This is a genomic window from Arcanobacterium hippocoleae (assembly GCF_031456295.1).
In the GTDB taxonomy this organism is placed as follows: Bacteria; Actinomycetota; Actinomycetes; order Actinomycetales; family Actinomycetaceae; genus Arcanobacterium_A; species Arcanobacterium_A hippocoleae.
The window spans coordinates 717,125-741,355 of the sequence record NZ_JAVDUJ010000001.1; the positions used below are offsets into that span (position 1 = coordinate 717,125).

Annotated in this window: 21 protein-coding genes; 3 read left to right on the forward strand and 18 right to left on the reverse strand. The window is 48.7% G+C overall.

Annotated features, from left to right (window positions below):
* Nucleotides 1–228: 228 nt before the first annotated feature.
* The 11 genes from J2S36_RS03080 to pyrH all read right to left on the reverse strand — a co-directional run bounded on the left by J2S36_RS03080 (nucleotide 229) and on the right by pyrH (nucleotide 13,304).
* The gene (locus tag J2S36_RS03080) at nucleotides 229–2,028 is read right to left on the reverse strand and encodes a hypothetical protein (protein ID WP_309955406.1); all 1,800 of its coding nucleotides are present in this window, start codon (nucleotides 2,026–2,028) and stop codon (nucleotides 229–231) included.
* Nucleotides 2,022–2,921, reverse strand: a complete 900-nt coding sequence (locus J2S36_RS03085) for a DUF6574 domain-containing protein (RefSeq protein ID WP_309955408.1) — start codon at nucleotides 2,919–2,921, stop codon at nucleotides 2,022–2,024. Before J2S36_RS03085 ends, J2S36_RS03080 begins: the two co-directional genes overlap by 7 nt.
* A gap of 150 nt (nucleotides 2,922–3,071) precedes the next feature.
* The gene (locus J2S36_RS03090; protein ID WP_309955410.1) at nucleotides 3,072–4,829 is read right to left on the reverse strand and encodes a proline--tRNA ligase; all 1,758 of its coding nucleotides are present in this window, start codon (nucleotides 4,827–4,829) and stop codon (nucleotides 3,072–3,074) included.
* A 179-nt stretch (nucleotides 4,830–5,008) separates the two neighbouring features.
* Nucleotides 5,009–6,148, reverse strand: coding sequence for a flavodoxin-dependent (E)-4-hydroxy-3-methylbut-2-enyl-diphosphate synthase (gene ispG / locus J2S36_RS03095; protein WP_309957465.1), 1,140 nt, complete (start codon nucleotides 6,146–6,148; stop codon nucleotides 5,009–5,011).
* Nucleotides 6,149–6,386: 238 nt separating this feature from the next.
* A complete protein-coding gene (locus J2S36_RS03100) occupies nucleotides 6,387–7,679 on the reverse strand; it encodes a M50 family metallopeptidase (protein ID WP_309955412.1) in 1,293 nt (430 codons plus the stop codon).
* Nucleotides 7,676–8,887, reverse strand: coding sequence for a 1-deoxy-D-xylulose-5-phosphate reductoisomerase (gene dxr / locus J2S36_RS03105; RefSeq protein WP_309955414.1), 1,212 nt, complete (start codon nucleotides 8,885–8,887; stop codon nucleotides 7,676–7,678). The genes J2S36_RS03100 and dxr overlap by 4 nt, the downstream gene beginning before the upstream one ends.
* 4 nt (nucleotides 8,888–8,891) lie before the next feature.
* Complete coding sequence (locus J2S36_RS03110; protein WP_309955417.1) at nucleotides 8,892–9,440, reverse strand: DivIVA domain-containing protein; 549 nt, start codon at nucleotides 9,438–9,440, stop codon at nucleotides 8,892–8,894.
* Complete coding sequence (gene rlmN, locus J2S36_RS03115; protein WP_309955420.1) at nucleotides 9,437–10,720, reverse strand: dual-specificity RNA methyltransferase RlmN; 1,284 nt, start codon at nucleotides 10,718–10,720, stop codon at nucleotides 9,437–9,439. The genes J2S36_RS03110 and rlmN overlap by 4 nt, the downstream gene beginning before the upstream one ends.
* Nucleotides 10,721–10,742: 22 nt before the next feature.
* A complete protein-coding gene (locus J2S36_RS03120) occupies nucleotides 10,743–11,636 on the reverse strand; it encodes a phosphatidate cytidylyltransferase (protein WP_309955423.1) in 894 nt (297 codons plus the stop codon).
* A gap of 85 nt (nucleotides 11,637–11,721) precedes the next feature.
* Nucleotides 11,722–12,279 (reverse strand): ribosome recycling factor, encoded by a 558-nt coding sequence (gene frr / locus J2S36_RS03125; protein WP_309955426.1) that lies wholly within the window; start codon nucleotides 12,277–12,279, stop codon nucleotides 11,722–11,724.
* A gap of 281 nt (nucleotides 12,280–12,560) precedes the next feature.
* A complete protein-coding gene (gene pyrH / locus J2S36_RS03130) occupies nucleotides 12,561–13,304 on the reverse strand; it encodes a UMP kinase (protein ID WP_309955429.1) in 744 nt (247 codons plus the stop codon).
* A gap of 167 nt (nucleotides 13,305–13,471) precedes the next feature.
* On the opposite strand from pyrH, the gene J2S36_RS03135 reads away from it, so the two are divergent.
* Both J2S36_RS03135 and J2S36_RS03140 read left to right on the forward strand, forming a co-directional pair.
* The gene (locus tag J2S36_RS03135; RefSeq protein ID WP_309955432.1) at nucleotides 13,472–14,404 is read left to right on the forward strand and encodes a YwiC-like family protein; all 933 of its coding nucleotides are present in this window, start codon (nucleotides 13,472–13,474) and stop codon (nucleotides 14,402–14,404) included.
* Between the two features lie 188 nt (nucleotides 14,405–14,592).
* A complete protein-coding gene (locus tag J2S36_RS03140; protein WP_309955435.1) occupies nucleotides 14,593–16,281 on the forward strand; it encodes an MFS transporter in 1,689 nt (562 codons plus the stop codon).
* Between the two features lie 322 nt (nucleotides 16,282–16,603).
* On the opposite strand, the gene tsf is transcribed toward J2S36_RS03140, so the two are convergent.
* Nucleotides 16,604–17,452: a translation elongation factor Ts gene (gene tsf, locus J2S36_RS03145; protein WP_309955438.1), complete on the reverse strand. Its 849-nt coding sequence runs from the start codon at nucleotides 17,450–17,452 to the stop codon at nucleotides 16,604–16,606.
* A 35-nt stretch (nucleotides 17,453–17,487) separates the two neighbouring features.
* Nucleotides 17,488–18,318: a 30S ribosomal protein S2 gene (rpsB, locus tag J2S36_RS03150; RefSeq protein ID WP_309955441.1), complete on the reverse strand. Its 831-nt coding sequence runs from the start codon at nucleotides 18,316–18,318 to the stop codon at nucleotides 17,488–17,490.
* 411 nt (nucleotides 18,319–18,729) lie between these two features.
* Here rpsB and J2S36_RS03155 point away from each other — a divergent pair, with 411 nt between their 5' ends.
* Nucleotides 18,730–19,293, forward strand: coding sequence for a M23 family metallopeptidase (locus tag J2S36_RS03155; protein ID WP_309955443.1), 564 nt, complete (start codon nucleotides 18,730–18,732; stop codon nucleotides 19,291–19,293).
* Between the two features lie 19 nt (nucleotides 19,294–19,312).
* Here J2S36_RS03155 and J2S36_RS03160 read toward each other — a convergent pair whose 3' ends face one another.
* From J2S36_RS03160 to J2S36_RS03180, 5 genes are all read right to left on the reverse strand, one after another.
* Nucleotides 19,313–20,380, reverse strand: coding sequence for a tyrosine recombinase XerC (locus J2S36_RS03160; protein ID WP_309955445.1), 1,068 nt, complete (start codon nucleotides 20,378–20,380; stop codon nucleotides 19,313–19,315).
* Nucleotides 20,381–20,390: 10 nt separating this feature from the next.
* The gene (dprA, locus tag J2S36_RS03165) at nucleotides 20,391–21,590 is read right to left on the reverse strand and encodes a DNA-processing protein DprA (RefSeq protein ID WP_309955447.1); all 1,200 of its coding nucleotides are present in this window, start codon (nucleotides 21,588–21,590) and stop codon (nucleotides 20,391–20,393) included.
* Nucleotides 21,590–23,209, reverse strand: coding sequence for a YifB family Mg chelatase-like AAA ATPase (locus tag J2S36_RS03170; protein WP_309955450.1), 1,620 nt, complete (start codon nucleotides 23,207–23,209; stop codon nucleotides 21,590–21,592). The genes dprA and J2S36_RS03170 overlap by 1 nt, the downstream gene beginning before the upstream one ends.
* Before the next feature lie 11 nt (nucleotides 23,210–23,220).
* Nucleotides 23,221–23,628 (reverse strand): YraN family protein, encoded by a 408-nt coding sequence (locus tag J2S36_RS03175; protein ID WP_309955452.1) that lies wholly within the window; start codon nucleotides 23,626–23,628, stop codon nucleotides 23,221–23,223.
* A gap of 107 nt (nucleotides 23,629–23,735) precedes the next feature.
* The gene (locus J2S36_RS03180) at nucleotides 23,736–24,065 is read right to left on the reverse strand and encodes a DUF2469 domain-containing protein (protein WP_309955455.1); all 330 of its coding nucleotides are present in this window, start codon (nucleotides 24,063–24,065) and stop codon (nucleotides 23,736–23,738) included.
* Nucleotides 24,066–24,231 lie beyond the last annotated feature (166 nt).

Genomic DNA, 24,231 nt, shown 5'->3' on the forward strand with positions numbered 1-24,231 from the left:
AGCCTTTCTCGCTGCTTTCTCGCTGCCGTTATTTCTACATGCCCCTTCTACAGTGTTGCAAGGATGCTCATGCCTGAAATTAATAGTGTGGGCAGAAAGCTATTTTGTACTTTCTGCCCACACTAGGGATGTGATTCAGTTATATACAGCACTCGTATCTGCCCTGCCGTCTGTATCAACTTGCAACAGACCAGTTCAATTCGATAACAAGTACGAAAATCCGTGAAACTAGATCAAATCGCTTTCTGCCCACGGCTTCGAGAGAGCACTGTGATGAGGCAATGGAGCCAACTCTGATTCAGCACCGGCGTGCATCTGCACCAGATCATTCCGCTCAGTTTGTAGGTTTTCGTCAAGCGGATGCGCCAGCTGGGCTTGCGCGGCTGCCGCCGCACGCTTGGCCTTCCACTTGCGCAGATGTTCAGCAATCAGCTCACGCTTAAGATATGCGGCGATGCCAATCGCGAGCAGCAGCACGAGAATCACTACCAGCACCACAATACTGACGATAGACAGTTTTGTAGCTTTCCCCTGTACCGCGAAAACCTCACCAGTATTCGTCTTTGCCTTGATCGGAGATGTATTCCCATGCGTTGAATCAGCGATTGTATATCCGTCAATCGTCAATTCATGTGTGACACTTGCATCTGGCTCAGTCACAAATACTGAAGCAAAATCGTTTTGATACTGGAAAATCACGCCATTACTAAAAAATCCGGAATTTGGATCCTGAGTGATCGTATATCCACTACCCTGCGAAACTTTCTGCAAATTACGATTCAAAGTGTCTGCCGAGTCCCCCGAAATGGTCAAAGTGTATATTACTTGACCATCCTTTTCGGCACTCTTAAGTTCACCGGCTTGACTCGGATTTACTAATGCTTCGATCGCTTCGCCAGCAAGCGCAACAACTTCTTGCGCAATTTTCGCGGTGACGGTAACGCTTCCGCCCGATTCACCAACTTTTGCTACTACATCCAGTGCACTGAAACGAATCGGCATCGTCATTTTCAGCTTGCCACTGCGATTTAACGAGTCGGCACCGTCCAATTCCCAACCCTCAGCAGGAGTAAATTTGAATTCTTTCCGCGCTGCATCTGGAGAACATACAGCTGCGCAAGCAAGATTTACCTCAATCACCCGAGCAGGAGATCCAGTATCCGCATCTGTTGCACTCGCTTGTTTTACCGAAAACGAAGGATCACCAAGCAGCTTCACGAGAGTTTTCTCAGCATCTGCAATTGAATCAACCGAGTATTTCACAGACATTCCATTGTATTCACCGCTAAGTGGCACAAGTTTTGCTGCGCTCGGAGCAGCTTTCGCTAAATACGCTTTCAACTCTGCTTCTGGGTATTTCATTCCTTTGCGGTACCCCAGCTCAACTGCTACTTCGAGCTCCGATTTCCCTTCAACCAGCTCAATCAGCAACCGGCTGACACCGTTATCGTTCACATCTTCGATATTGGCTGAAAATCCGCGAGAATCATAAGTTTTACCATTGATGGTCACTTTTGTCTCACCAGATTCGATCAAGTTCCCCTTATCGGATTCTTTTATCACGCCGTCCTCAACTAGGCCATCAACTGCCCACCGCAGTAAATCTTGCGATGTGAAATTTTCCTGTACCTGCACCCCAGTAACTAATCCTGCAGCACTAACAGAAATCAGTGATTCAACTTCACTCGCTTCTTTAGTGCGCATCAAAGAAGCAACCTTTTTCCGATAGTCATCAAGATTATCGAATTTCAAAGTAAAGGTGCCGACGGTATGCTCACCTTCTGGTGCCAAACCGGAAAATGTCAGTTCTTTTGGTAGATGCTTCTTGAGTGATGCATCTACTGCAGCCATTCCGCCAGTAACTGCTTGTGCAGCCTGCTCGTCCAGTTTTGGAATGACGGCTTTAATGATCCGGCTGCCAGAAGTTGGCGTATCAAGCTTCAATTCGGTCTGTATTTTCGCTCCGCAAGCACTTAAAAGCAGCGCTAAAATAACTGCAACTATTGTAAAACGATGCTTCTTTACCATGGCATACTATTCCCGAGATAGCTTGTCGAAGCTGACCAAAGTATACCGCCGATGATTGCTGAAACGATCATCATCAAGATCCCGGTAAGCACGATCCAAAGCAGATATGATGCCACAAATGGCACGAGCGGCGATTTTTCAAATTTCCCTTCGCGATTTAAGCCGATATACGTAAGCAATTCAGCAAGAAAACCACAGATCCCAAAGATCAGCATAAATAGTGGCATCATCAAAAAATTCAGTGCAGCTACCGGAAGCAATACAAAGAGCAAAATCACCGGCATTAATGCGATCGTGGGGCTTACGCTAAAGGCATAGATGCTGGCAAGACGGGAGAAATTGGTATCTGCACTACGCATCGAAAACACAATCCGGTTACATCCGACCCGCAATGCGATAATCGCTGCAAATGCCAATAGCAATACAATAAATATCGCTAACCAAGTGCCAAAGCCGATCACGAAATAAACCGATGGAGCGCCTAATCCACCAAATGAACGCATCAAGGAAGAAGCCACATCTGCAAGCCCCATCCCCCGTCCAATTGTGACGGAGAAGACCAGCGCTAATTCCGCAGCGAAAATACCTAAAATCAGTAATCCAGCTTTGCTAGTGCTTTTCGGCACGATCTGATAAGCAGCTGTACCATGCCAGATGTGTTGTAATGCTCCGGTAATTTGTTGGAAAATATTTGCCATTGCATTCTGCGGAGCCGCAGATCCTTGCGTCAGTACGGAATCAGTGTTTTTTATCGCCTCATTTTCTTGCGTTTCTGGCAAGGGCTGAAGCTGCGTGGAGTCTAAGTTCGTGGAATCTAAATTATTGTCTGTAGGTGAAAGTGACATCAGCTCGTCCTTTCTATTCAGGATTTTGATCAGGGGTGAAGATTTCATTGTTAGGATTCTCATAAATCCAACTTCCCCCTATTTGAAGCTATCACCTCCTCCCCACCGCTGCAAAGGGACTTAAGCCTAAAATATTCAGGCGTCTGGTGCGTGCAGTTACGCGCGCCAGACGCCTGAATATTTCTCAATCAACACTGCCTATTGCAGCAACTGCGAAAGTACTCCACACACCGCAGCTGGCGGATAATTCTCACTCGCACCAGTAGCACGTGTACGCAGCTCCACTACGCCTTCGCTCAACCCGCGCCCAATCACAATCGCATATGGCACGCCAAGCAGCTCGTAATCAGCAAACTTCACCCCAGCAGAAACTTTCTTCCGATCATCATAGATCACCTCAATCCCCGCAGCATCAAGCTCAGCCGAAAGCTTTTCACCCATTTGGAAAAGCTCTTCTCCCTTGCCGGTAACCAACACTTGCACCTGAGCTGGCGCAATCTCGACCGGCCAAACCAAACCCTGCTGATCATGATTCAACTCTGCAAGCGCTGCAAGTACTCGCGAAACACCGATCCCATACGAGCCCATCGTAACTACCTGGGTCTTGCCATTTTGATCAAGCACCTTCAAATCAAGCGCTTGCGCATACTTCCGCCCAAGCTGGAAAATATGCCCAATCTCAATTCCACGCTCAATCGACAGCTCACCCGAACCGTCTGGCGCTAAATCACCATTGCGGACTTCGACAGCTTCGATCATGCCGTCAGCAGCAAAATCGCGACCATACACCAGATTAAAAACATGACTATCGACAGCATTTGCACCGCTGATCCAACGTGAACCACGGACAATATGCGGATCAAGCAGATAGCGCACAGCATTCTCGCTGCCATTTACGCCAAGCACCTGCGGCCCGATATATCCAGGCACCAATTCCGGATGCTGCGCCAAATCAGCTGGCGTAGCCAATTCCACTTCAGCTGGTGCAAGATTTGCCTCCACACGCTTTAGATCAACTTCACGATCGCCAGGCACACCAATTACTACCACTTCACGAGTTCCATCTGGATGCACCAAAGTGACTACAACATTCTTTAATGTATCTGCTGCTTCCCAATCACGATCCGCACGCGGCTCAGCTGCATTTGCCATCGCGACGAGCGCATCAATTGTAGTGGCTCCTGGAGTCGGCACCACTTTCGGCTCTGGCACCTCGGCAAATCCAAGTTCTGGCAGCTCAGGGGTGGTAACAGCCTCTGTATTAGCCGCATATCCGCCAGGCGAGGAAACAAAAGTATCTTCACCAATTGCACACGGGAACAAAAACTCTTCAGAACGCGAACCACCCATTGCACCAGAAGTGGCAGAACAAATCACAAACGGCAAGCCCAAGCGACTGAATACTTTTTGATAAGCACTGCGCATCGTTTCATATGCGCGATCCAACCCAGCATCGTCAATATCAAAAGAATATGCATCTTTCATCAAAAATTCGCGGGTCCGAATCAAGCCAGCCCGCGGACGCGCCTCATCACGATATTTCGTCTGAATCTGGTAAATCGTGAGCGGCAAATCCTTATACGAGGAGTACATATCCTTCACCGCAAGCGTAAACATTTCCTCATGCGTCGGGGCAAGGAGATAATCATTCCCACGCCGATCCTGCAAGCGGAACAAGTTTGGCCCATATTCTTCCCAACGATTCGTAGCCTCATACGGTTCACGCGGCAGCAACGCTGGCAAAAGCACTTCCTGCGCACCAGCTGCATCCATTTCCTCACGCACAATCGCTTCGACTTTCCGCAACACCTTCAAACCAAGCGGGAGCCAGGTATAAATGCCTGGAGACACTCGGCGCACATATCCTCCACGCACAAGCAGCTTATGAGATTCAACTTCTGCATCAGCAGGATTCTCGCGTAAAGTACGCACAAAAAGTTCAGTCATTCTTAACATAAGCAAAAGTTTACTCGCTCAACTAGCAGTTGCCCATTTTACGTTGAAAATGTGGGATTCATGAACCCCACATCAAGCAACTTCCAGCGTGCCGAAACTGAAGCTAAATTAAGTCTCAGAAAATTTTTGCAAGCGAAAAAACACAGCCGCAATCACTGAAATCATGTACCCAAAAGAGCTTATTCAGTAATAATCTCAGGATGCGCATTTCCATCTTCAGCCAAGCCTAATTCTGCTGCCACCAGCCGCGCTCTCCGAATCAACGTCGGCACAATCTCTGCCTCAGATACCGTCTCAACCACTTTGCCCTGCACAAAAATTTGCCCCTTGCCATTACCAGAAGCCACACCCAAATCAGCTTCTCGCGCCTCACCAGGACCATTGACCACACAACCCATCACTGCTACACGCAGTGGGAAGGTAATATCTTTTAACCCTTCCGTCACACGCTCAGCCAGATCATACACATCCACCTGGCATCTTCCACATGACGGGCATGAAACAATCTCCAACTGCTTCGGCCGCAAATTCAGGCACTGCAAAATCGCTTCACCCACTTTTACTTCCTCTACCGGAGGCGCAGAAAGCGAAACTCGAATCGTGTCGCCAATACCTTTTGCAAGCAGCGCACCAAAAGCAACCGCAGATTTGATCGTTCCCTGGAATTGTGGCCCTGCTTCCGTCACACCCAAATGCAGCGGCCAATCTCCTGCTTCAGAAAGCAATTCATATGCCCGCACCATCACCACCGGATCATGATGCTTTACTGAAATTGCAAAATCAAAAAATCCTGCATCTTCAAATAAACGAGCCTCCAGCACAGCCGATTCCACCAATGCTTCCGGTGTGGCTTTCCCATATTTTTGCAACAACCGCGGATCGAGCGAACCAGCATTGATCCCGATCCGCATCGCTGTCCCATTAGCCTTTGCAGCAGCCGCAATTTCTGGAATTTTATCGTCAAAACGCTTAATATTGCCAGGATTAACACGTACTCCGCAGCCAGCTTCAATCGCCGCAAACACATAGCGCGGCTGAAAGTGAATATCTGCAATCACTGGAATATTTGATTTATCATGGATCACCGCGAGCGCATCAGCATCTTTATCCGTTGGGCAAGCTACCCGCACGAGATCACACCCAGCTGCTGTTAATTCGGCAATTTGCTGGAGAGTAGCACCAATATCATGAGTTTTCGTGGTCGTCATTGATTGCACGCTAATTGGCGCACCACCACCAACAGCCACATCACCCACATGAATCTGGCGGGTTTTCTTGCGCGGGCTGAGCACAGCTGGAGCTTCCTTGATCGACGGCATCCCCAGTGATACTGGATTATTCACAGTTTCTCCACCCCATTCATTTCCGTTTTGCTCAAATCATTCGGTTTACCAAACTGCCAGAACGCCAATTTACCAGATTCAACTTCCCTTCTGGACGAAGACAAACCCGCAGACACTAATAGTGTAATCTACACCTGCGAGGGCGATCGGCTGTAATTGACACATTCGCCCTCCGATCACACAACACCCGTAATTACGCTCTGATTCACAAAAACTAAAATGCCGGTTTCAAAATATCTGCCACGATCAAGAAAATCGTCATCAACACAAAGAACGAAACCACTACCTGACTCAATGGCAGCAGCCGTGCAGTATCAAAAGCTCCCGGATCTGGCATGCCACGCCATTTTGCACTCGCGCGCTTTATCCATTCGATGAGCGCACCAAGAATATGCCCACCATCAAGCGGAAGCAGTGGTAGCAGATTAAAAATGAAAAGTGACATGTTCAGCGAAGCAAAAAGGAGCAGAAAATCAGCTGCCCGCGCCGCAAAAGTATATTGCGCAGATCCGCCGCCAGTAATTTTGCCAGCCATATCTGCAATACCGACGAGTCCAACTACTCCGCTTGCATCACGTGGCGTATCACTAAACAAACTCACTCCGATATTCCATAAATGTACTGGGAGTCCAATAATGATCTGCGCTGTTCCAAGTGCAAGATTGCCGATTTGCGCCGGAAGTGCACTGAAACTTTGCTGCTCACGCTTGATTTCTGGGCTCACGCCAAGATATGGCTGCATTTCAAGCAGCGGCTTACCAGCTGCATCTTTCACGATTTCACCAGCGCGCACCTGCGGGCGCTCTACTTCAATTACATTGATCGTAAATGTTTCCTGACGCCCCTCGCGCAGCACATCCACCGGCTTTTCACCTGCACCATGTGCTTGAATTGCTTCCCGTAACTCCTGCCAGTCCTTCACAGGAGTACCAGCCCATGCACGGATCTCATCACCTTGCTGCAATTCTGATCGTGCTGCTGGTGTAGCTGCAGCTAGCTCACATTTAGTCTGCATTGGATCAATACACGGGGCGATTCTACCAACCGTGTTACTGAGCGCAGGCATACCGATTCCCAGCCAGACGATCGCAAAGCACAATACTGAAAGCAAAAAGTTTACGAACGGCCCGCCAAACATGACGATCAGTTTCTTACCAGGTGAAAGACGCCAGAAGGCCTGCGCAGCTTCCTCAGGGGCAAGTTCAGCAGCTGATTCACGCCGTGCCTGCTCCGCGAATGTGAGCTCACCGTGCTTCGTGAAAATTTTTCTGCCCGGACGAGCCGGAGCAAGCATCCCGCAGAGCCGCACATATCCGCCAAGTAAAATCCACTTCACACCGTATTCGGTGCCACGATAAACTTTTGAAAAAATCGTTGGCCCAAAGCCCACAAAATATTGTGAAACTTTCACACCAAATAGTTTCGCCGGGATCAGATGCCCCAGCTCATGCAAGGCGACGGCAATCAGTAAACCCAGGATAAATAAAATAATGCCGATGATACTCAAAGTTTTGCTCCGATAATTTCGTTAGCCCGATTTCTTGCCCAAGATTCGCTTTCTTTCACCATCGCAAGCGAGAGTTCACCACCGTCAGCAAACTCATGAAGCACATCTGCTACTGTCTCAATAATTCCTAGATAACTCAGTTTTCCAACGAGAAAAGCGCTCACACATTCTTCATTTGCCGCATTCATCACAGCCGGGTGCAATGGCGAAGCCTGCAATGCTTGACGCGCAAGTTCGATTGCCGGGAAGGTCTGTACATCAAGCGGGAAAAATTCCCAGGTTTGCATACTCTCCCAATTACATGGCGCGGATATTTCTACTAAGCGTTCTGGCCAGGATAAACCGAGCGCAATTGGCAGCTTCATATCCGGCGGAGAGGCTTGCGCGATCGTGGAACCATCCTGAAATTGCACTAGCGAATGCACGATCGATTGCGGATGTACCACTGGAATAATATCTTTTGGATCCACAGCAAATAGATATGCGGCTTCGATCAGTTCCAGAGCTTTATTAAAAAGTGTGGCAGAATTGATCGTCACTACCGGCCCCATTTTCCAGGTCGGATGCTGCAATGCTGCCTTTGCATCCACATGCTGTAAATCTGCACGCTTTTTCCCGCGGAACGGCCCACCCGAAGCAGTGAGAATAATTTTTGCCACTTCAGTAGTGCCATCCACCTCCGGCACAGTCAATCCGCGCCGATGCCGGCCACCACGTAAAGCTTGTGCAATTGCAGAATGTTCCGAATCTACCGGCACGATTTGCCCCGGCCGCTGCATTGCCGCCTGCACCAATGCGCCACCAGCTACCAATGATTCTTTATTTGCTAAAGCGAGCGTAGCGCCTGATTCGAGTGCACACAGCGTTGGTGCAAGCCCCACTGATCCGGTAATACCATTGAGTACGACGGTATTTTCCGATCCGCTTCCCGCAATTTCCGCAATCGCATCCATCCCGCTCAAAATTTGCGGAAGCGGCATTGACGGATACATTTCGCTCCACAAATCAGCAAATTGCGCAGCTGCATCCGGCTGCGCAATCCCCACAGTATCGACTCGAAATTCTGCCGTCTGCCTGGCTAATAATTCTAATTGCCCACCGCCGGCAGCAAGTGCTTTCACTTGATATTGATCACTATTAGCCGCAATCACCGCTAGTGCCTGCACGCCGATCGAACCGGTAGAGCCGAGAATAATTACCTCGCGCATTCACTCACTCCACCGCGATCAATACCGAAATGACCCGATCAAGATACACGTCAACCACGGCTTCATCGTATGCATTACCTTTACGGGCACGCCGAAACACTACATCCCGAACTTCTTTTGAAGTCAACTGAGTTTGCCCTTCAAAATATCGCGCAATTTGGCTGATGAAAGCATCCACTTCACTCTTTGCATAGCCATAATCTTTTGCATTCGCAAATCGTTCGCCGTCCTTGCGTAACATTCGCGGATACAGCGATTCAGCCTGCCCGTAAGCATAATCAAGCCAAGCTGATTCACCAGTATCCACCATTACATTCGCCCGCCGGCGCTGCAGCAATGCGCGTTCAAGCCGATCCAGTGCGCCATCGACTTCGCTCGCCTTATACCCATTACGCACCCAAGAAAATGCTGCCTGCCGGACATCGTCTTCGGTCACGTTTGATTCTGCTGAATCTTTATAAGCATGTTTCGCACGATCAAAAAACGCGTCCACCTGTTTGCGGTTGTACCCGTATTTGAATGTGCCGGCACGAGAAAAAGTATGTGCGCTCATTTTGCTTCCTCCAAAGTTGCGTTGGTGGCTGATTCGTCTGCTAAAAGTTTACTCAAATTTGCCGGTTCTTTTCGATGTACCGCGATTGCCGCGTCAACAGCAGCCTGAGCTTTCGCTGCCCGCTTTGCAACCCGTTGCGGATCAAGCGTTTCAGCCGCTAACTGCCCACACGCACCATCAATATCAGAACCGCGTGTATCACGTACAGTTGTCGCGATCCCAGCATCCCGCAAAGTTTTCACAAATAGCTCAGCCGCACTTTTCGTAGCTGCCGTCCAAATCGAACCAGGAGTAGGATTGAGCGGGATTGGATTTACATGCGCCCACCCTCGCCCGCGGGAATTTAGCTCATGCGCAAGTAATTTTGCCCGCCATTCGTGATCATTCATATCTTTAATCAAAGCGTATTCGATAGATACACGACGTCCGGTTTGCACAAAATATCTCCGCGCAGCATCAAGCAATTGCCCAACTTTGAACCGTGAATTGATCGGAATCAAATCATCACGCAAACCATCGTCCGGCGCATGCAGTGAAACAGCAAGAGTGACGGGGAAACCCTCAGCAGCAAGCTGATCTATTGACGGCACAAGCCCAACGGTGGAAACCGTGATATTCCGTGCCGACATCCCAAACCCAGCTGGACTCGGATCGATCATCCGATGCAACGCCCCAATGACAGCTTTATAATTCGCCATTGGCTCGCCCATTCCCATAAATACGATGTTCGTAATACGAACTGGCGCTCCCAGATCGCCAGCAGCCGCTCCGAGCATACTCATTCGCAGCTGCTCAATAATTTCTGCAGTCGAAAGATTCCGCGCCAATCCTCCCTGCCCAGTAGCGCAAAACGGACACGCCATTCCACAACCGGCCTGGGAAGAAATGCAAAGAGTAGCCCGATCAGGATACTTCATCAGCACTGATTCAACTACTACCCCGTCAAAAAGCCGCCAAAGAGTCTTGATCGTCTTCCCGCCGTCAGCAATCTGATCACGCACTTTCGTGACCAGCTGTGGAAACACTTTTGCAGACAGCTCTTCGCGCTGCGTAGCTGGCAGATCCGTCATTTGCTGCGGATCAACTGTGCAATGCTCAAAGTAATGCCGTGAAAGCTGATCTGCCCGAAAAGCCGGATAACCAAAATCCTGCAGCAAAGCTTTGCGTTCTTGCAGATCAAGATCAATCAGATGGCTCGGAGCCTTTCCCGTCCGCTTTGCAACAAAGCTCAAAGACGGGCGCGGCCCTGATTCCACGCGTGGACGCACTTGTTTCTTCATTAGTTAAATCCTACTCCCGAACTTAGATCGCGCCGAAAGCCAGCGCAAAAAGGAAATAGAAAACTGGGGCGCAAAACAGGATTGAATCAAGCCGGTCAAGCATCCCACCATGCCCAGGAAATACTGACCCCATATCTTTAATCCCAAGATCACGTTTGATCATTGATTCCGCAAAATCTCCAGCCGTCGCAATAAAAGGCGTGATCACTCCAAAGAGAATCGCCCACGGCCAGTCTAGCTTCGTAAACAAACCAACAATCAGATAGGAAACCAGCAGTGATAAAAACATTGAGCCGCCAAATCCCTCCCACGATTTCTTCGGAGAAATTTTCGGCACCATTGGATGCTTCCCGAAAAGGATCCCGGCACACCAGCCACCCGTATCATTTGCTGCAGGTAAAAGGATCAAAGCGGTAAGAATCTGTGTTGGTGCAGGAAGATGCGCCATTCCAATGGCAAAAACTCCTGAGAGCCCAATCCAAGCCAGACCAAATACTGCCACGATCCCGGTACGCAGACTCTCGCCAAGATAATATTTCGTAATTCCCAGCGCCAATGTAGTCGAAATCAAATATCCAAGGAATCCCGCGCCAACTCCAAACTCCCAGGTAAGGAGCACCATGAAAATGACCGAAACACTCAATGTAATAAACGGAACGCGAATATTTCTTGCCAAAACAGCGCCGGAAAACTCCCAAATCCCGATCACCAATGCAATCGTGGCAAGAACTACGAAGATTTGGATGTAAAACACCAAAGATGCCGCAATGATCCCCAGTAGAATGATCGCAGTAGCTGTCGCTGCGGGAAGGTTCCGTCCAGCACGCGAATTCGACTCTACTGGCGGCTTTGGCGGATGCGGAGAAAATTTCCGTGCCGGATGCATTCCGTGTTGAAACTTTTGATATGGGATCATAAATTTTTCCTGCAAAGAACTTTGGCATGGCAGCTCCCCTCCCGAAAAAGACGGCGCATTGCCATGCCAGAAGCACAATTGCGAATCACATTTCGAGCAGTTCTTTTTCCTTCACCTCAAGAATCGAATCAATCAAATCAGTATGTTTCTTCGTCATCGATTCAAGATCCTTCTCTGCGCGATCTACTTCATCTTCGCCTGCTGCGCCATCTTTTTTAATTTTATCCAGCTCATCTTTTGCTTTCCGCCGCACCCCACGCACAGAGATACGTGCATCTTCAGCTTTCGTTTTTGCCAATTTCACATATTCACGACGGCGTTCTTCTGTGAGCGCAGGCATGTTGATACGTAATACTTGCCCATCATCTGTAGGGTTCACACCCAAATCTGATTCCTGGATCGCCCGCTGAATATCTTTCATTGCAGCACGATCATAAGGAGAAATAAGCACAGTACGTGCCTCGGGGATCGAAACAGTAGCCAGCTGCTGAAGTGGCGTTGGAGCACCATAGTATTCAACAAGTAAAGAATTAAAAAGCTCTGGATTAGCGCGCCCGGAACGGATCTTGGAAAATTCATTACGCGCTACGTCAACGGCTTTGTCCATTTTTTCTGCTGCTTCAAGCATTACTTCATCGATCATCTTGATTCTCTCTATTTCGGATTATTTATTGAGTTTATCTTTTATCGGATCCAGTTTCAGACTTTATTCTTTTCGATCGCTTTTGGCTGGGGTACAAAATCGGATAAAACCAGGATCCATGTTCCTTCAGTCTAGTCCACCTGAGCAAATTCGGTTAGCTCTTGGAACATTTTTTGAGTTTTACTTCGCAAAACGATGCTTTCGCCAAAGCCGCCGAACGCAGCATCTCAGCCAATCAAGCAAATGCGCCAAGATGTATCCCGCCTGTACTCCGCCTGCCGCTAAATCGAAACCAAAGTGCCAATCTTTTCGCCGCGCAAGGCGCTTGTAATATTGCCGATCTCCGTCATCCCAAATACGCGCATCGTCATCCCATTATCCTGGCACAGCGAAAATGCAGCTGCATCCACCACACGTAATCCTTGCTTTAACGCTTCATCGTATGTGAGTGAATCCAATTTTTGGGCATCCGGGCAAGTACGCGGATCAGCAGTATACACACCATCGACCCCATTTTTCCCGACCAATAATTCATCACAATGCAGTTCAAGTGCGCGTTGAGCCGAAACAGTATCTGTGGAAAAGAACGGCATTCCAGCTCCGGCACCAAAAATCACTACGCGTCCTTTTTCAAAATGACGGATCGCCCGCAGTGGAATATAAGGCTCAGCAACCTGCCCCATTGTGATTGCTGTTTGCACCCGCGTAGGCACACCTGCCTGCTCCAGAAAATCCTGCAAAGCAACTGCATTGATCACTGTTCCGAGCATTCCCATATAGTCAGCCCGCGCGCGATCCATGCCATTCTCCTGCAGCGTCGCACCACGGAAGAAATTTCCGCCTCCGACCACGATCCCGACCTGCACGCCTTCTTCTACGGCGGTAGCAATTTCTGCAGCCACACGGGTGAGCACTGCCGTATCAAGACCGACGGCACCGCCGCCAAAAACCTCCCCCGATAACTTCAAAAGTACTCTGCGGCGATTGTCATGATTGAAGTCTCCGAGTACTTGCTGCTTAGTCATAAGTTATCCCTTCGTCGTTTGAAGTGAGATCCGTGATGCGATTTAGCCGTTTTCAAAAGATGGTTTCATCCCATTTGAGATTTCGCACAGTAATATTTTCTGATACTGCACTGGATTTCTCCTACAGAGCATTGTAGCTCATCTTGAGATGCTTTAAGGTGAGAGTTATGCAAAGGGTTAATCCAACAGATTCGACAAAGCACAATATCCGCAATATTTCCAACAGCGCAGCGATTGAACCTGCCCAGCATCGTCCGCTGCGAAAGAAAAGCGGCTCCTCTTTGCGTACATTGAGCGCTGCTGGATGGCTCCCAAATTACCACGGAGCTTGGGCAATGATCAGTGTGCCGATCCTGCTCGGAGTTTTCAGCCGCGGCATGAGGGGATTACAGTGGCTCGATCTACTCCTGCTCGCGTTTTGGTGGATTGGCTATTTTGCGTTCTTTGCTGGTGCGCTCTTTTTGAAAACTCGTTTCCGCCGCGGCTTCCAGCCACTTTGCATTTACCTTGGGATTTCCGCAATAGCCGGATTATGCTTGCTAATCCTGAAACCTGCACTCGCAATCTGGATCCCAATTTTTCTTCCACTCGTATTGATTAGCATTTGGGCTGCTTGGACACGCCGTGAACGCGGATTGCGCAACGATTTGGCAACCGTCACTGCGGCCTGCCTGATGCTTCCAGTAGCTGCCCATGCCCGTAGTGGTGTTTTGGCATTGAGTGCATTAGATATTTCCATTTGGCTCGCAACTTTTATAATTGGCTGGTATTTCCTCGGTACCGTATTTTATGTGAAGACTAATATTCGGAAACGAAACTCTGCCGCTTGGCTAACCATATCCGGGATATTCCATGCTTTTGGTTTCCTCACCGCAATTTATCTTTTCGTAACGCCAGAAATTAATGCACCTGCAATATCAAATTTGGTGATAATTTTTCTGATCACGCTCTGCGCGATCATCTTTTTCCGCTCGATCCTTGTGCCCCTCTATGGGCGCTGGCGGAAGTTCCCGAGTGCAAAAACCATCGGAATTGGTGAATTTATTATTTCGATCCTGCTTTTCTGCGCACTTTTCACCTATCTTTCTCAGATTCCCTAAACGGCCTGCATCGGCTGAAAATTTTCTGCCGGCTTTTCGCTACGCACCGCCAGATAGATCCGAAAATACGCAAACGCGATGCTGATACCCATGCGATAAAGTGACGAATCTGAACTCGGCAGCGTTAACTCTCCCCTTTTCAATTACTTTAGGATGATCTAGATACGACGGAATAATGAGGGATCGAGATGACCACACCTCCTTGCGAAAAGCAGCAACGGAAGCAGATAAGTAACGCAAATATGAATCTAAAATCTACGTCAACAGAAGTGACTCAACCAGTTGATGCATTCATTGGAAGTGGGCAGGATCGCAATTTGAATGCGGCTGCAATGGAGAAAAAATCTCCTCCTGGAAACTCACGTTTTTTCAAAGTGCCAGGATCAAATCGCCAATATGATCGCAATAAACTGCTCTTCGTCTTGCTCGTACCACTTTTAATGACGCTGATGCAGATATCCTCGGTGAATAACATTCTCGCAGTAATGCAAGAAACGTTAAACGCTTCCAATTCGGATTTGCAATGGATTTTAGCTGGCTACTCGCTGACGATCGGGATCATCCTGGTACCGGCTGGGCGCTTGGGCGATATTTACGGCAGATCAACACTTTTTGTGATCGGTTTTGCAATTTTCACAATTTCTTCACTACTTGTTGGACTTACTACGAATTCATTTTCGCTAAATCTGATGCGAATTTTGCAAGGCATTGGCTCAGGGCTCCTTTCACCGCAGACCACTGGACTGATCCAACAATATTTTGATGGACGAGCACGCGCGAAAGCATTTTCGCTCTTCGGCTTAGTAGTATCTATTTCAGTTGCGATCGGCCCGATCCTTTCTGGTACATTAATTGCATTTTTTGGCAACGAACTCGGCTGGCGGCTATCCTTTGCAATCAATATGCCGATTGGGTTGATTGGGCTCTATTTCGCCTTCCGCTGGCTGCCATTTGGAAAAGAGCGGAGAACCGTTGGCAAGAATAAAGAGCAGAATCAGATCGCATATGAAGCCCAGGAATTGGAAGCTGGAAAGAAACCATACCCACGCAGAAAGAATGAAAGGATTGATCTTGACCCATTTGGAATGATCCTCTTAACCATTGCCGTGCTTGGGATAATGCTTCCCTTCGTCAGTGAAGCACCCGCGTGGAAATGGGCAATCGCGGGTCTGGGAATTTTATTCCTCGGATTATGGGTAGTATGGGAAGACGCCTACGCCAAACGCGGCAGATTCCCGATGGTAGATTTGCGATTATTCAAGATTCGCACATACTCGTATGCTACGTCGATTATTACGATTCAATTTCTTGGCACTACTTCCACATTTGCAATCCTCGCGATTTTCCTGCATGGAGCACTTGGAATTGATTCACTCAATGTCGGATTAGTTACGCTGTCTTCTGCAGTTTCTTCAGGATTTGCAGCCATATTTGCTGGACGGCATTCCTTTGAGCACGGGCGCGGGCTCCAAGTATTTGCTTTAACTACAATAATCCTTGCTTTAATTGGCACGATGTTTACAATTTGGGCAATCTCTTTTGGCTATTCAATATGGTGGCTGTTGATCCCGTTATCTTTTATGGGTACCGGCTTGGGTACGATGGGTGCAGCAAACCAAACACAAGTAATGATCGATGTTCCTGCTGCTCATGGTGGAACCGCTGGCGGGGTGATGCAAACCGGCCAGCGAATGACTACCGCCATTGGAAATGCATCAGTGACGGCAATGTTTTTTGGCGTGCAAAGCATGAGTAGCGATCATGTGGAAGGCTGGTATTACGGGTTATATGCAGCTTTTGGGATGATTATTTTGATTGCGCTAATTTCGCTAATTATTGCAATCATCTTCTGGCGCGATAAGCAGCTACAACGCTGAGCACCGAAATATCACTGCACAGCTCCACTCGGTGCGAGCAGGCTTGCAGCGAAAAGATAAAATAAGCAGTTCCAGTTGCGTTAGCTGTGAGCGTTCCTATTTGTTTTGGCAACGCTCACAGCTAACTGGTTTTAAGCCACAGCGAAAAAGATAAAAGCAACCCAAAAGAAAAAGAAATGGTGGCTGGAAGTGTCAACACACTCCCAGCCACCATCGCCAAGGACTCTAATACAGCCCCTGAATGCTTGAGCTACTGGCACAGTATTTGATTCTGCATTTATTCAGACAAAATCATCTCCTGCACCGATCGCGCGCAAGCTAATTACTCTGCGGCTTCTGCTGATTCGCCGACGCGAACGCGCTTGAAACCGGTGATCTGAGCTGCTGCAGCCTTCGCAACCTGCGCTACTGAAAGCTTTGGATCGCGAGCGTATGCCTGCTCAAGCAGTACGATTTGCTTGTAGAAGCTCTTCAAACGGCCTTCCACGATCATTGGCACAGCCTTTTCTGGCTTACCTTCTTGGATCGTCAGCTCTGTTGCAATACGGCGTTCGTTTTCCACAACTTCAGCTGGGACATCAGCTTCAGCGAGATATGCTGGGCTCATAGCTGCAATATGCACTGCTACATCGTGCGCAATTGCGGCGCCCGCAGCGTCTGTTGCGATGAGTACTGCCACCTGCGGTGGAATATCTGGTGATGTGCGGTGCATATATGCTTCCACGTGTTCACCTTCAAGTACCGAAATAGAACCCACAGCAAGCTTTTCACCAATGACGCCGGTGAAATTCTTGACGTAATCATCGACGGTTCCATCAGCATGTGGAGCTGCAAGCACTTCTTCCACAGTTGTAGCTTTTGCTGCCACTGCAGCTGCAAGGATATCTTCGGCAAAAGCAATGAACTTTTCATTCTTTGCCACGAAGTCTGTTTCAGAATTAACTTCCACTACGTAGCCGATCTTGCCGTCCACGATCTGCGAAACTACCAGACCTGCACTTGCAGTGCGGCCTTCACGCTTTGCAGCCGTCTTCAGACCTTTCAGGCGAAGCAGCTCTTCAGCCTTGGCGGTATCGCCGTCAGCTTCAGCAAGCGCATTCTTAACATCCATCATGCCTGCACCGGTTTTTTCACGCAGTGCTTTGATATCAGAAATGGAGAAATTTGCCATTTTCTTTTCCTAATCTTTTTTCAAATGCGGTTTGCTTACTCAGCTTCTGCAACTTCCGGCTCAGCTTGCGCAGCTTCAGCAGCCGCTGCATCAACTTCAGCTTCTTCACCAGCGAGGATCTCGCGCTCCCACTCTGGCATTGGCTCTGCTGCTGCTTCTGCACCAGCCTTTGCCTTGCCACGAGCAAGCAGACCTTCTGCTACTGCATCAGCAATCACCCGGGTGAGGATTTCGATGGAGCGAATCGCATCGTCATTACCTGGAATTGCGTAATCGACTTCGTCTGGATCACAGTTGGTATCAAGGACAGCCACCACTGGAATATTCAGCTTCTTAGCTTCAGCTACTGCCAAATGTTCCTTTGGTGTATCAATGATCCATACTGCAGAAGGAATCTTGCGCATATCGCGGATACCGCCGAGAGTCCGCTCAAGCTTTTCCTTCTCGCGGCGCATCATCAAAAGTTCCTTCTTGGTGCGACCGGAACCAGCAACGTCATCGAAATCAACGAGTTCGAGTTCTTTCATTCGCTGGATCCGGGCATTTACAGTCTGGAAGTTGGTGAGCATCCCGCCGAGCCAGCGCTCGTTCACGTATGGCATTCCAACGCGCTCTGCCTGCTCACGAATCGATTGCTGAGCTTGACGCTTGGTGCCAACGAAAAGAATATTTCCGCCGTGCGCTACGGTTTCCTTCACGAAATCATAAGTACGGTTGATATCTTCGATCGTCTTTTGCAAATCAATGATGTAGATTCCATTGCGATCGTTGAGGATGTAGCGCTTCATCTTTGGATTCCAGCGACGGGTCTGGTGACCAAAGTGCACACCAGCTTCAAGCAGCTGGCGCATAGTTACGACTGCCATTGGCGAGTCCTTTCTAAACGTGCAGGAATTTCCTGCAGCTAAACGGTTTTACTGCCTGACGGAATTGCCAAACAGCCCTGGTGCACGAGCCGAATTTCGCAGGCGCGAAACTCCTCTTTCCAGAATTCGCTTCCTGACCGTGAAACTCACACTGTAAACAGATTGTTTACGAAGTGCACGCGAAGTCTGCCGATACGATCGACAGCCTTTTTAGTCTATCGCGCAGGTGATGTTTTTGGCTATCCAAATCAATATCCGCGATACGTGCAATCGCCTACATTTAGCGTTCACAGTATTAATGTTTCACGCAACTTTCGCACGGGTTTTCCACATACGTTAATTCAGCCAGTTTCTTCCACAACTATCTGCACTGCGCCACGACTAAATTTCGGGATATTTGAAAATATCGATATGCACACCACAAATATCTCTCGCCACAAATTAGCAGCAGCCATTCTCGCTGCAACTTTCATCTCTAGCGGCATCGTTGCTGCACCAGCAGATGCACATCGAGCCCCTTCGCAGCACGAAGTGTCACAAGCACTATTTTCTGTATCATTACAGAATCCTGCTGCTCCAAAACTAAACTGCCCGCTGCACAGTTGCCGCGTTTTACGTAAATTCCAGATGGGGGAAGCGAATTGGGATGCAGGGCATCGCGGGGTGGATTTAAGCGCGATCTCAAGTACTGCAGTTTTCGCTCCGGCAGACGGTGAAGTGATTCATGCCGGCTTACTTGTAGATCGAAATGTGCTTTCAATTCGTCACGTCAATGATTATCGATCCACATTTGAACCGGTACTACCGCTCGTAGCGAAAGGCGATATCGTAAAGCGCGGAGAATTGGTTGCGATTGTCACCGATCAGCATTGTAACGGAGTGCGCTGCTTACATTGGGGTTTGAAACAAGGCGCGAAAGGCTATTTGAATCCGCTGGATTATTTACTGCGCAAGCGCGTCCGCTTACGCAGCTGATTTGTATCACAGCAAACCGTTACGCGCGAGGATGAGCCTGCTGGAAGACGGCTTGCAGCCGCTCAGTGGTGATATGTGTATAGCGCTGTGTAGTGCCAAGCGATGAATGCCCCAGCACCTCTTGTACTGAACGTAAATCTGAACCGCCAGAAAGCATATGTGTGGCTGCACTATGCCGCAGATCATGTGGCGAAATATTCGGCACATTCGCCACCAAAGTAGCTTTCGATAACTCTTTGCGAACTATCCGTGGATCGATGCGCTGCCCATGCTGCCCGACAAAGAGCGCCTGCGGATCATTCGCAATTTCGCGTCTCACTTGCAGCCACGCATCAATTGCACGCTGTGCGGGGATCCCAAAAGGCACTACCCGTTCTTTACCACCTTTACCAAATACATGTAACATGCCTATCTGTAAGTCATGTACATTGAGTGCACAACATTCCGATACCCGGATTCCACTAGCGTATAAAAGTTCAAATATCGCCCAATTCCGCACACTAACCGGATTTTTATCAGTTGCAGTTTTTTGCAGATGCGCAAGCAATGCACGGATTTGCGCAACGCTCAATACACGCGGTAGTTTGCTTACTGTTTTCGGCGTTTTCAACCGGAGCGCTGGGTCGGTCGAAAATATCCCATTCTTGCATGCCCAAGCAGAAAAAGACCGCACCCCAGCTACGGATCTTGCGATCGTTGCCTTTGCCTGGTTGCGAGCAGATTTACCAGCAAGCCAACTGCGTAAATCTAAGATATCCGTGCTGCGTAGCTGTGCGAAGATTTCCTGATCCGTCGCTCCAGCATTCTGCTCCAGCAAAAAAGTAAGAAAACTGACGATCTCCTGGCAATAAGCTCTTGCCGTATGCTTGGAGTATCCACGCCGTACAAGTAATTCATTTTCATATTTCGCAATGATCTCATGTATTACGGAAAGTGCCGCTGAACTCAAATGCACCGGCTGCACTGCAGGATTTTGCTCCGTTGTGCGCAGATTATTTTTCTCACTCTCAGCGAATTTCTGGTGTTGCTTCTGCTCGCAGGCAAATTGCGTTTTTCTTGCATTTTGGCGAGTTTGTTGCAACCCCATTGCCGCCACCTCATGCCTTTCGCCATTTACCGTCCTGCATCTGTGCTTTCCCAGCTAAGGCAAGTCTACTTAATTTCATCCGCACACTCATAAAATCTGCGCCGACCCGGCGAGAAATTTGCTCTGCACTCTCATACTTAACTTTTGAAAGCACATCATAAACCCGATCTGCCAACTCATCGAATGGAGAATCGAGCGGAAGCAAAAACCCGGCTTCCCCATCGCTAACTGCCAATTCTGGCTGCACTGATCCGATTGAACCGGCAAGCTCTTGCACGTGCAGCGAATTCATCACCGCCATTGCCCCATTGCGCAATAACTGGTTTGTACCACTTGCTTGCGGGCAATACACTGAGCCGGGAAATGCTCCCACTTCGCGCCCGATTTCCAATGCATGACGGGCGGTATTGAGTGCCCCAGAACGCGCTCCAGCTTCGATCACGATTACCGCTGTACTAAGTGCAGCAATAATTCGATTCCGCAGCAGAAAACGGTACCTTTGCGGACTTGCGCCAGGAATCGATTCACTGATGATCGCACCTCCGTTCTCAACGCAGCGAGTAAAAATTTCCTGGTTCTGTTTGGGATAAACCCGATCCACCCCAGCAGCTGAAACGATCACAGTAGCTTGATTCGCCAGAATCGCACCACGATGTGCCTGTGCATCTATCCCAAAAGCACCGCCAGAAACAATCACATATTTTTCTGCTAGTTCATACGCCAGATCGAGTGCAGATCTTTCCCCTTCAGATGTAGCATCGCGCGAGCCGACAATAGCCAGCATTGGTCTTTGCAAAATTTGCACATTACCCTTCACCCATAAGCAAAGCGGACGCTTTTCACCCAAGTCGTTGAGCTGTTTGGGCCAGTTTTCCTGATCCCGCAGCACCAGCGCAAATCCAAGTTGCAAATAATGTTCTAACTGCCCCAATTGAGCATCGCAAAGGCGCCCTTGCCAGCGTTGTAATGCGCGCGGCGAAGCGAAATTTTCGTCTTGCTCCTGCGCAACCTTGAGGGCAGCTGCATAACCAACCCGATCGATCAACCTACTTGCATCAAGATCATCTCCTTCAGCAATCGCAGACCAAACGAGAGCCGCTCTCTGCTCTGATATTTCAGCAAGCAGCCCACTGGGATAAGACCATCTTTGTTTTTCACTATCCCCAGTTTCTGCTGTAACTCGCGAAGGAATATTTTGTCTCGGTTTCATCAGCGCTTCCCCGCAATCTTTTTTGTTTCATTACGCAAAGTCATAGCCGCAGCGAGATCATCGTCAGTCGGCCCAGAATGCCCAAAGTAATCCGCAATACTCCAAGAGATCCGCAAAATCCGATCAATTCCACGCATTGATATTTCTCCACGTGCAAGCAACGCATCAAGCAGCCGTTGCACACCCGGACTCAATTTCGTATTTGCTCGCAGCCATGAGCCTGGAAGCTGGGCATTGTTCATCACCGCAAATTTGCCTTTACGATCAGCATCTTGCACAGACAATACATCACTGATAATTTGTTGCCCCAGGAAATTTGGCACAGCGATTTGAGAATTACGCGCAGCCGACCGCTTTCGTCCAGCAAGTACAAATTCTTTCGCCTGCGCAGTAGTCATTGACCCGCCGGCGAGAAGATCTATTTTCTTTGGTCTTCGCAGTGTTATCTGCAAGTCGATCCGGTCAGTGATCGGCCCGGCAAGTGCACTGCGATAATTCATTCTCTCTCGCACTGAACAACTACATTTTCCGGGCCCGTCAAATAAAAACCCGCAACGGCACGGATTTGCTGCAGCAATCAGCTGGAATCGCGCCGGATATTTAACTCGTGCACGGACGCGATGTAGCTCGATCCATCCTTGTTCAAGAGGCTGCCGCAGGCTCTGAATCACTGAATTTGCAAATTCAGGAAATTCATCGCAATACAGCACTCCATGATGTGCACGAGTGATCGCCCCTGGTTGCGGAATACCATTCCCGCCACCAATCAGTGCCGCGCTGGAAGCAGTATGATGCGGGCTCACAAGCGGACGATTCTGCGGTAAACCATGTATCTCTTCACCGCATACAGATTTGATTGCCGCAACTTCCACGGCTTCATCCGGAGCTAAAGGCGGCAAAATCTGCACGAAGCGTGATGCGAGCATAGATTTCCCCACTCCAGGCGGTCCAATCATGAGTGTATGATGCCCACCAATCCCCGCAATCAGCAGCGCCCAAATTGCCTCATCCTGCCCATACACATCCGATAAATCTCCGACACCCGCAGCAAGCTGTGGGATTTCCAGCTCCGGCAACACTAATTGCGCAGCAGCCACATCTGCAATACCAAGCATCTTTGCAAACTGCCCTAAATGACTTACCGGAGTGATTTCAATTCCGGCAATCAACCGTGCTTCATGGTAATTTGCCGCCGGCACGATTGCTTTGCGGAAGCCGAGTCTTTGCGCCGCAAGAAGCGCAGGCAAGATCCCATTCACATGCCGCACTTGCCCGTCAAGCCCAATTTCACCAAATACGATCGTCTCCTTCGTTAATTGCCGTCCGCCCAGAGCTCCAATAATGGCAGCCGCGATACCTAAATCAAACCCCGATCCACTCTTCGATTTATCAGCTGGTGAAAGATTGATCGTGAGCCGTTTACTTGGCCAGGGCAAACCAATATTTTGAAATCCAGCCCGCAGTCTCTCCCGTGCTTCATTTACTGCCGTATCCCCTAAACCGACGATCGTAAAATTCGGCAAGCCCGGTAAAAGTGCAGCTTCGATCAATACTGGAGAACCCGCTAAACCAATCAGGTTAATTGTTTGTGCCACTCCCACACACTTTGCTTCACTCATCTGCGTATTCCTTACAATTCACGCAAATAACGTATTGCATAGTGATCGCCACGAATATCCACTGCAATCACCTGTACTTGCAGTTCATTCCAAAAAAGATGCCGACATTCCTCGCGATGCGCACTGATCCATGCAACAATCAAGATTCGCAGCCGTTGTAATTTCTGCACAGTGATGGCTTCTTCGGGAAGTCCCGATTGCACTGTCCGCCGCGTTTTTACTTCCATTGCAATAACTGCTCGATCCTGTGGATCAAAAGCAACAATATCGATTTCGCCATAACGGCATCGCCAATTTCGTGCAAGGATCGAAAATCCTTTTGTAGCTAACATTTGGACAGCTAAATCTTCACCCCAGGCACCCAATTCACGATTTGTATAAGCCGCAATTTCGGTACGCTCTTTTGTTGTAAGTTCCAAAATAAAAACCTCCTGAAACAATCATCTGTGCTGCAGGAGGTTGAGATATTCTGTAAATTTTACACTGTGGAAAATCACTTCAAAAAAAGTAATTGTGGGAAACCGAATCAAGATTCGGTGGAATCAACATCAAATTCCAATTCCGGATGCAAATCCGGCTTATTTAACTCCTCTACATTTACGTCTTTGAATGTCACTACATGCACCGAACGCACAAAACGCGAAGTCCGGTAAATATCCCAGACCCATGCGTCCGTCAGCGTAACATCAAAAAAGACATCGCCGTTATCTGAGGCACGCACCTTCAAATCGACATCATTCGCAAGATAGAAACGCCGTTCCGTCTCCACCACGAACCGAAACAGATTAATCACATCGCGGTATTCACGATAAAGTGCGAGCTCATTTTCTGCTTCATAATTTTCGATATCACTCATAATTTTCCTGCACTTTTCTCAATATTCTGCATCTTCACTCTGACTGGTAAATAGCTATTTTCAAATTCCACTATGCTCTATTGCGAACGAAAATTCTGCCACGCAAGTACTTCCACTTTTCAATAATATAATCCCGGAAAAAATCTCACTTATCGGCGAAAAATTA

Excerpts from the sequence above, each read along its gene's own strand:
- J2S36_RS03080 (WP_309955406.1), bottom strand. The coding sequence starts at position 2,028 with ATGGTAAAGAAGCATCGTTTTACAATAGTTGCAGTTATTTTAGCGCTG.
- J2S36_RS03085 (WP_309955408.1), bottom strand. The coding sequence starts at position 2,921 with ATGAAATCTTCACCCCTGATCAAAATCCTGAATAGAAAGGACGAGCTG.
- J2S36_RS03090 (WP_309955410.1), bottom strand. The coding sequence starts at position 4,829 with ATGTTAAGAATGACTGAACTTTTTGTGCGTACTTTACGCGAGAATCCT.
- ispG (WP_309957465.1), bottom strand. The coding sequence starts at position 6,148 with ATGCCGTCGATCAAGGAAGCTCCAGCTGTGCTCAGCCCGCGCAAGAAA.
- dxr (WP_309955414.1), bottom strand. The coding sequence starts at position 8,887 with ATGCGCGAGGTAATTATTCTCGGCTCTACCGGTTCGATCGGCGTGCAG.
- J2S36_RS03110 (WP_309955417.1), bottom strand. The coding sequence starts at position 9,440 with ATGAGCGCACATACTTTTTCTCGTGCCGGCACATTCAAATACGGGTAC.
- rlmN (WP_309955420.1), bottom strand. The coding sequence starts at position 10,720 with ATGAAGAAACAAGTGCGTCCACGCGTGGAATCAGGGCCGCGCCCGTCT.
- J2S36_RS03120 (WP_309955423.1), bottom strand. The coding sequence starts at position 11,636 with ATGATCCCATATCAAAAGTTTCAACACGGAATGCATCCGGCACGGAAA.
- frr (WP_309955426.1), bottom strand. The coding sequence starts at position 12,279 with ATGATCGATGAAGTAATGCTTGAAGCAGCAGAAAAAATGGACAAAGCC.
- pyrH (WP_309955429.1), bottom strand. The coding sequence starts at position 13,304 with ATGACTAAGCAGCAAGTACTCGGAGACTTCAATCATGACAATCGCCGC.
- J2S36_RS03135 (WP_309955432.1), top strand. The coding sequence starts at position 13,472 with ATGCAAAGGGTTAATCCAACAGATTCGACAAAGCACAATATCCGCAAT.
- J2S36_RS03140 (WP_309955435.1), top strand. The coding sequence starts at position 14,593 with ATGACCACACCTCCTTGCGAAAAGCAGCAACGGAAGCAGATAAGTAAC.
- tsf (WP_309955438.1), bottom strand. The coding sequence starts at position 17,452 with ATGGCAAATTTCTCCATTTCTGATATCAAAGCACTGCGTGAAAAAACC.
- rpsB (WP_309955441.1), bottom strand. The coding sequence starts at position 18,318 with ATGGCAGTCGTAACTATGCGCCAGCTGCTTGAAGCTGGTGTGCACTTT.
- J2S36_RS03155 (WP_309955443.1), top strand. The coding sequence starts at position 18,730 with ATGCACACCACAAATATCTCTCGCCACAAATTAGCAGCAGCCATTCTC.
- J2S36_RS03160 (WP_309955445.1), bottom strand. The coding sequence starts at position 20,380 with ATGGGGTTGCAACAAACTCGCCAAAATGCAAGAAAAACGCAATTTGCC.
- dprA (WP_309955447.1), bottom strand. The coding sequence starts at position 21,590 with ATGAAACCGAGACAAAATATTCCTTCGCGAGTTACAGCAGAAACTGGG.
- J2S36_RS03170 (WP_309955450.1), bottom strand. The coding sequence starts at position 23,209 with ATGAGTGAAGCAAAGTGTGTGGGAGTGGCACAAACAATTAACCTGATT.
- J2S36_RS03180 (WP_309955455.1), bottom strand. The coding sequence starts at position 24,065 with ATGAGTGATATCGAAAATTATGAAGCAGAAAATGAGCTCGCACTTTAT.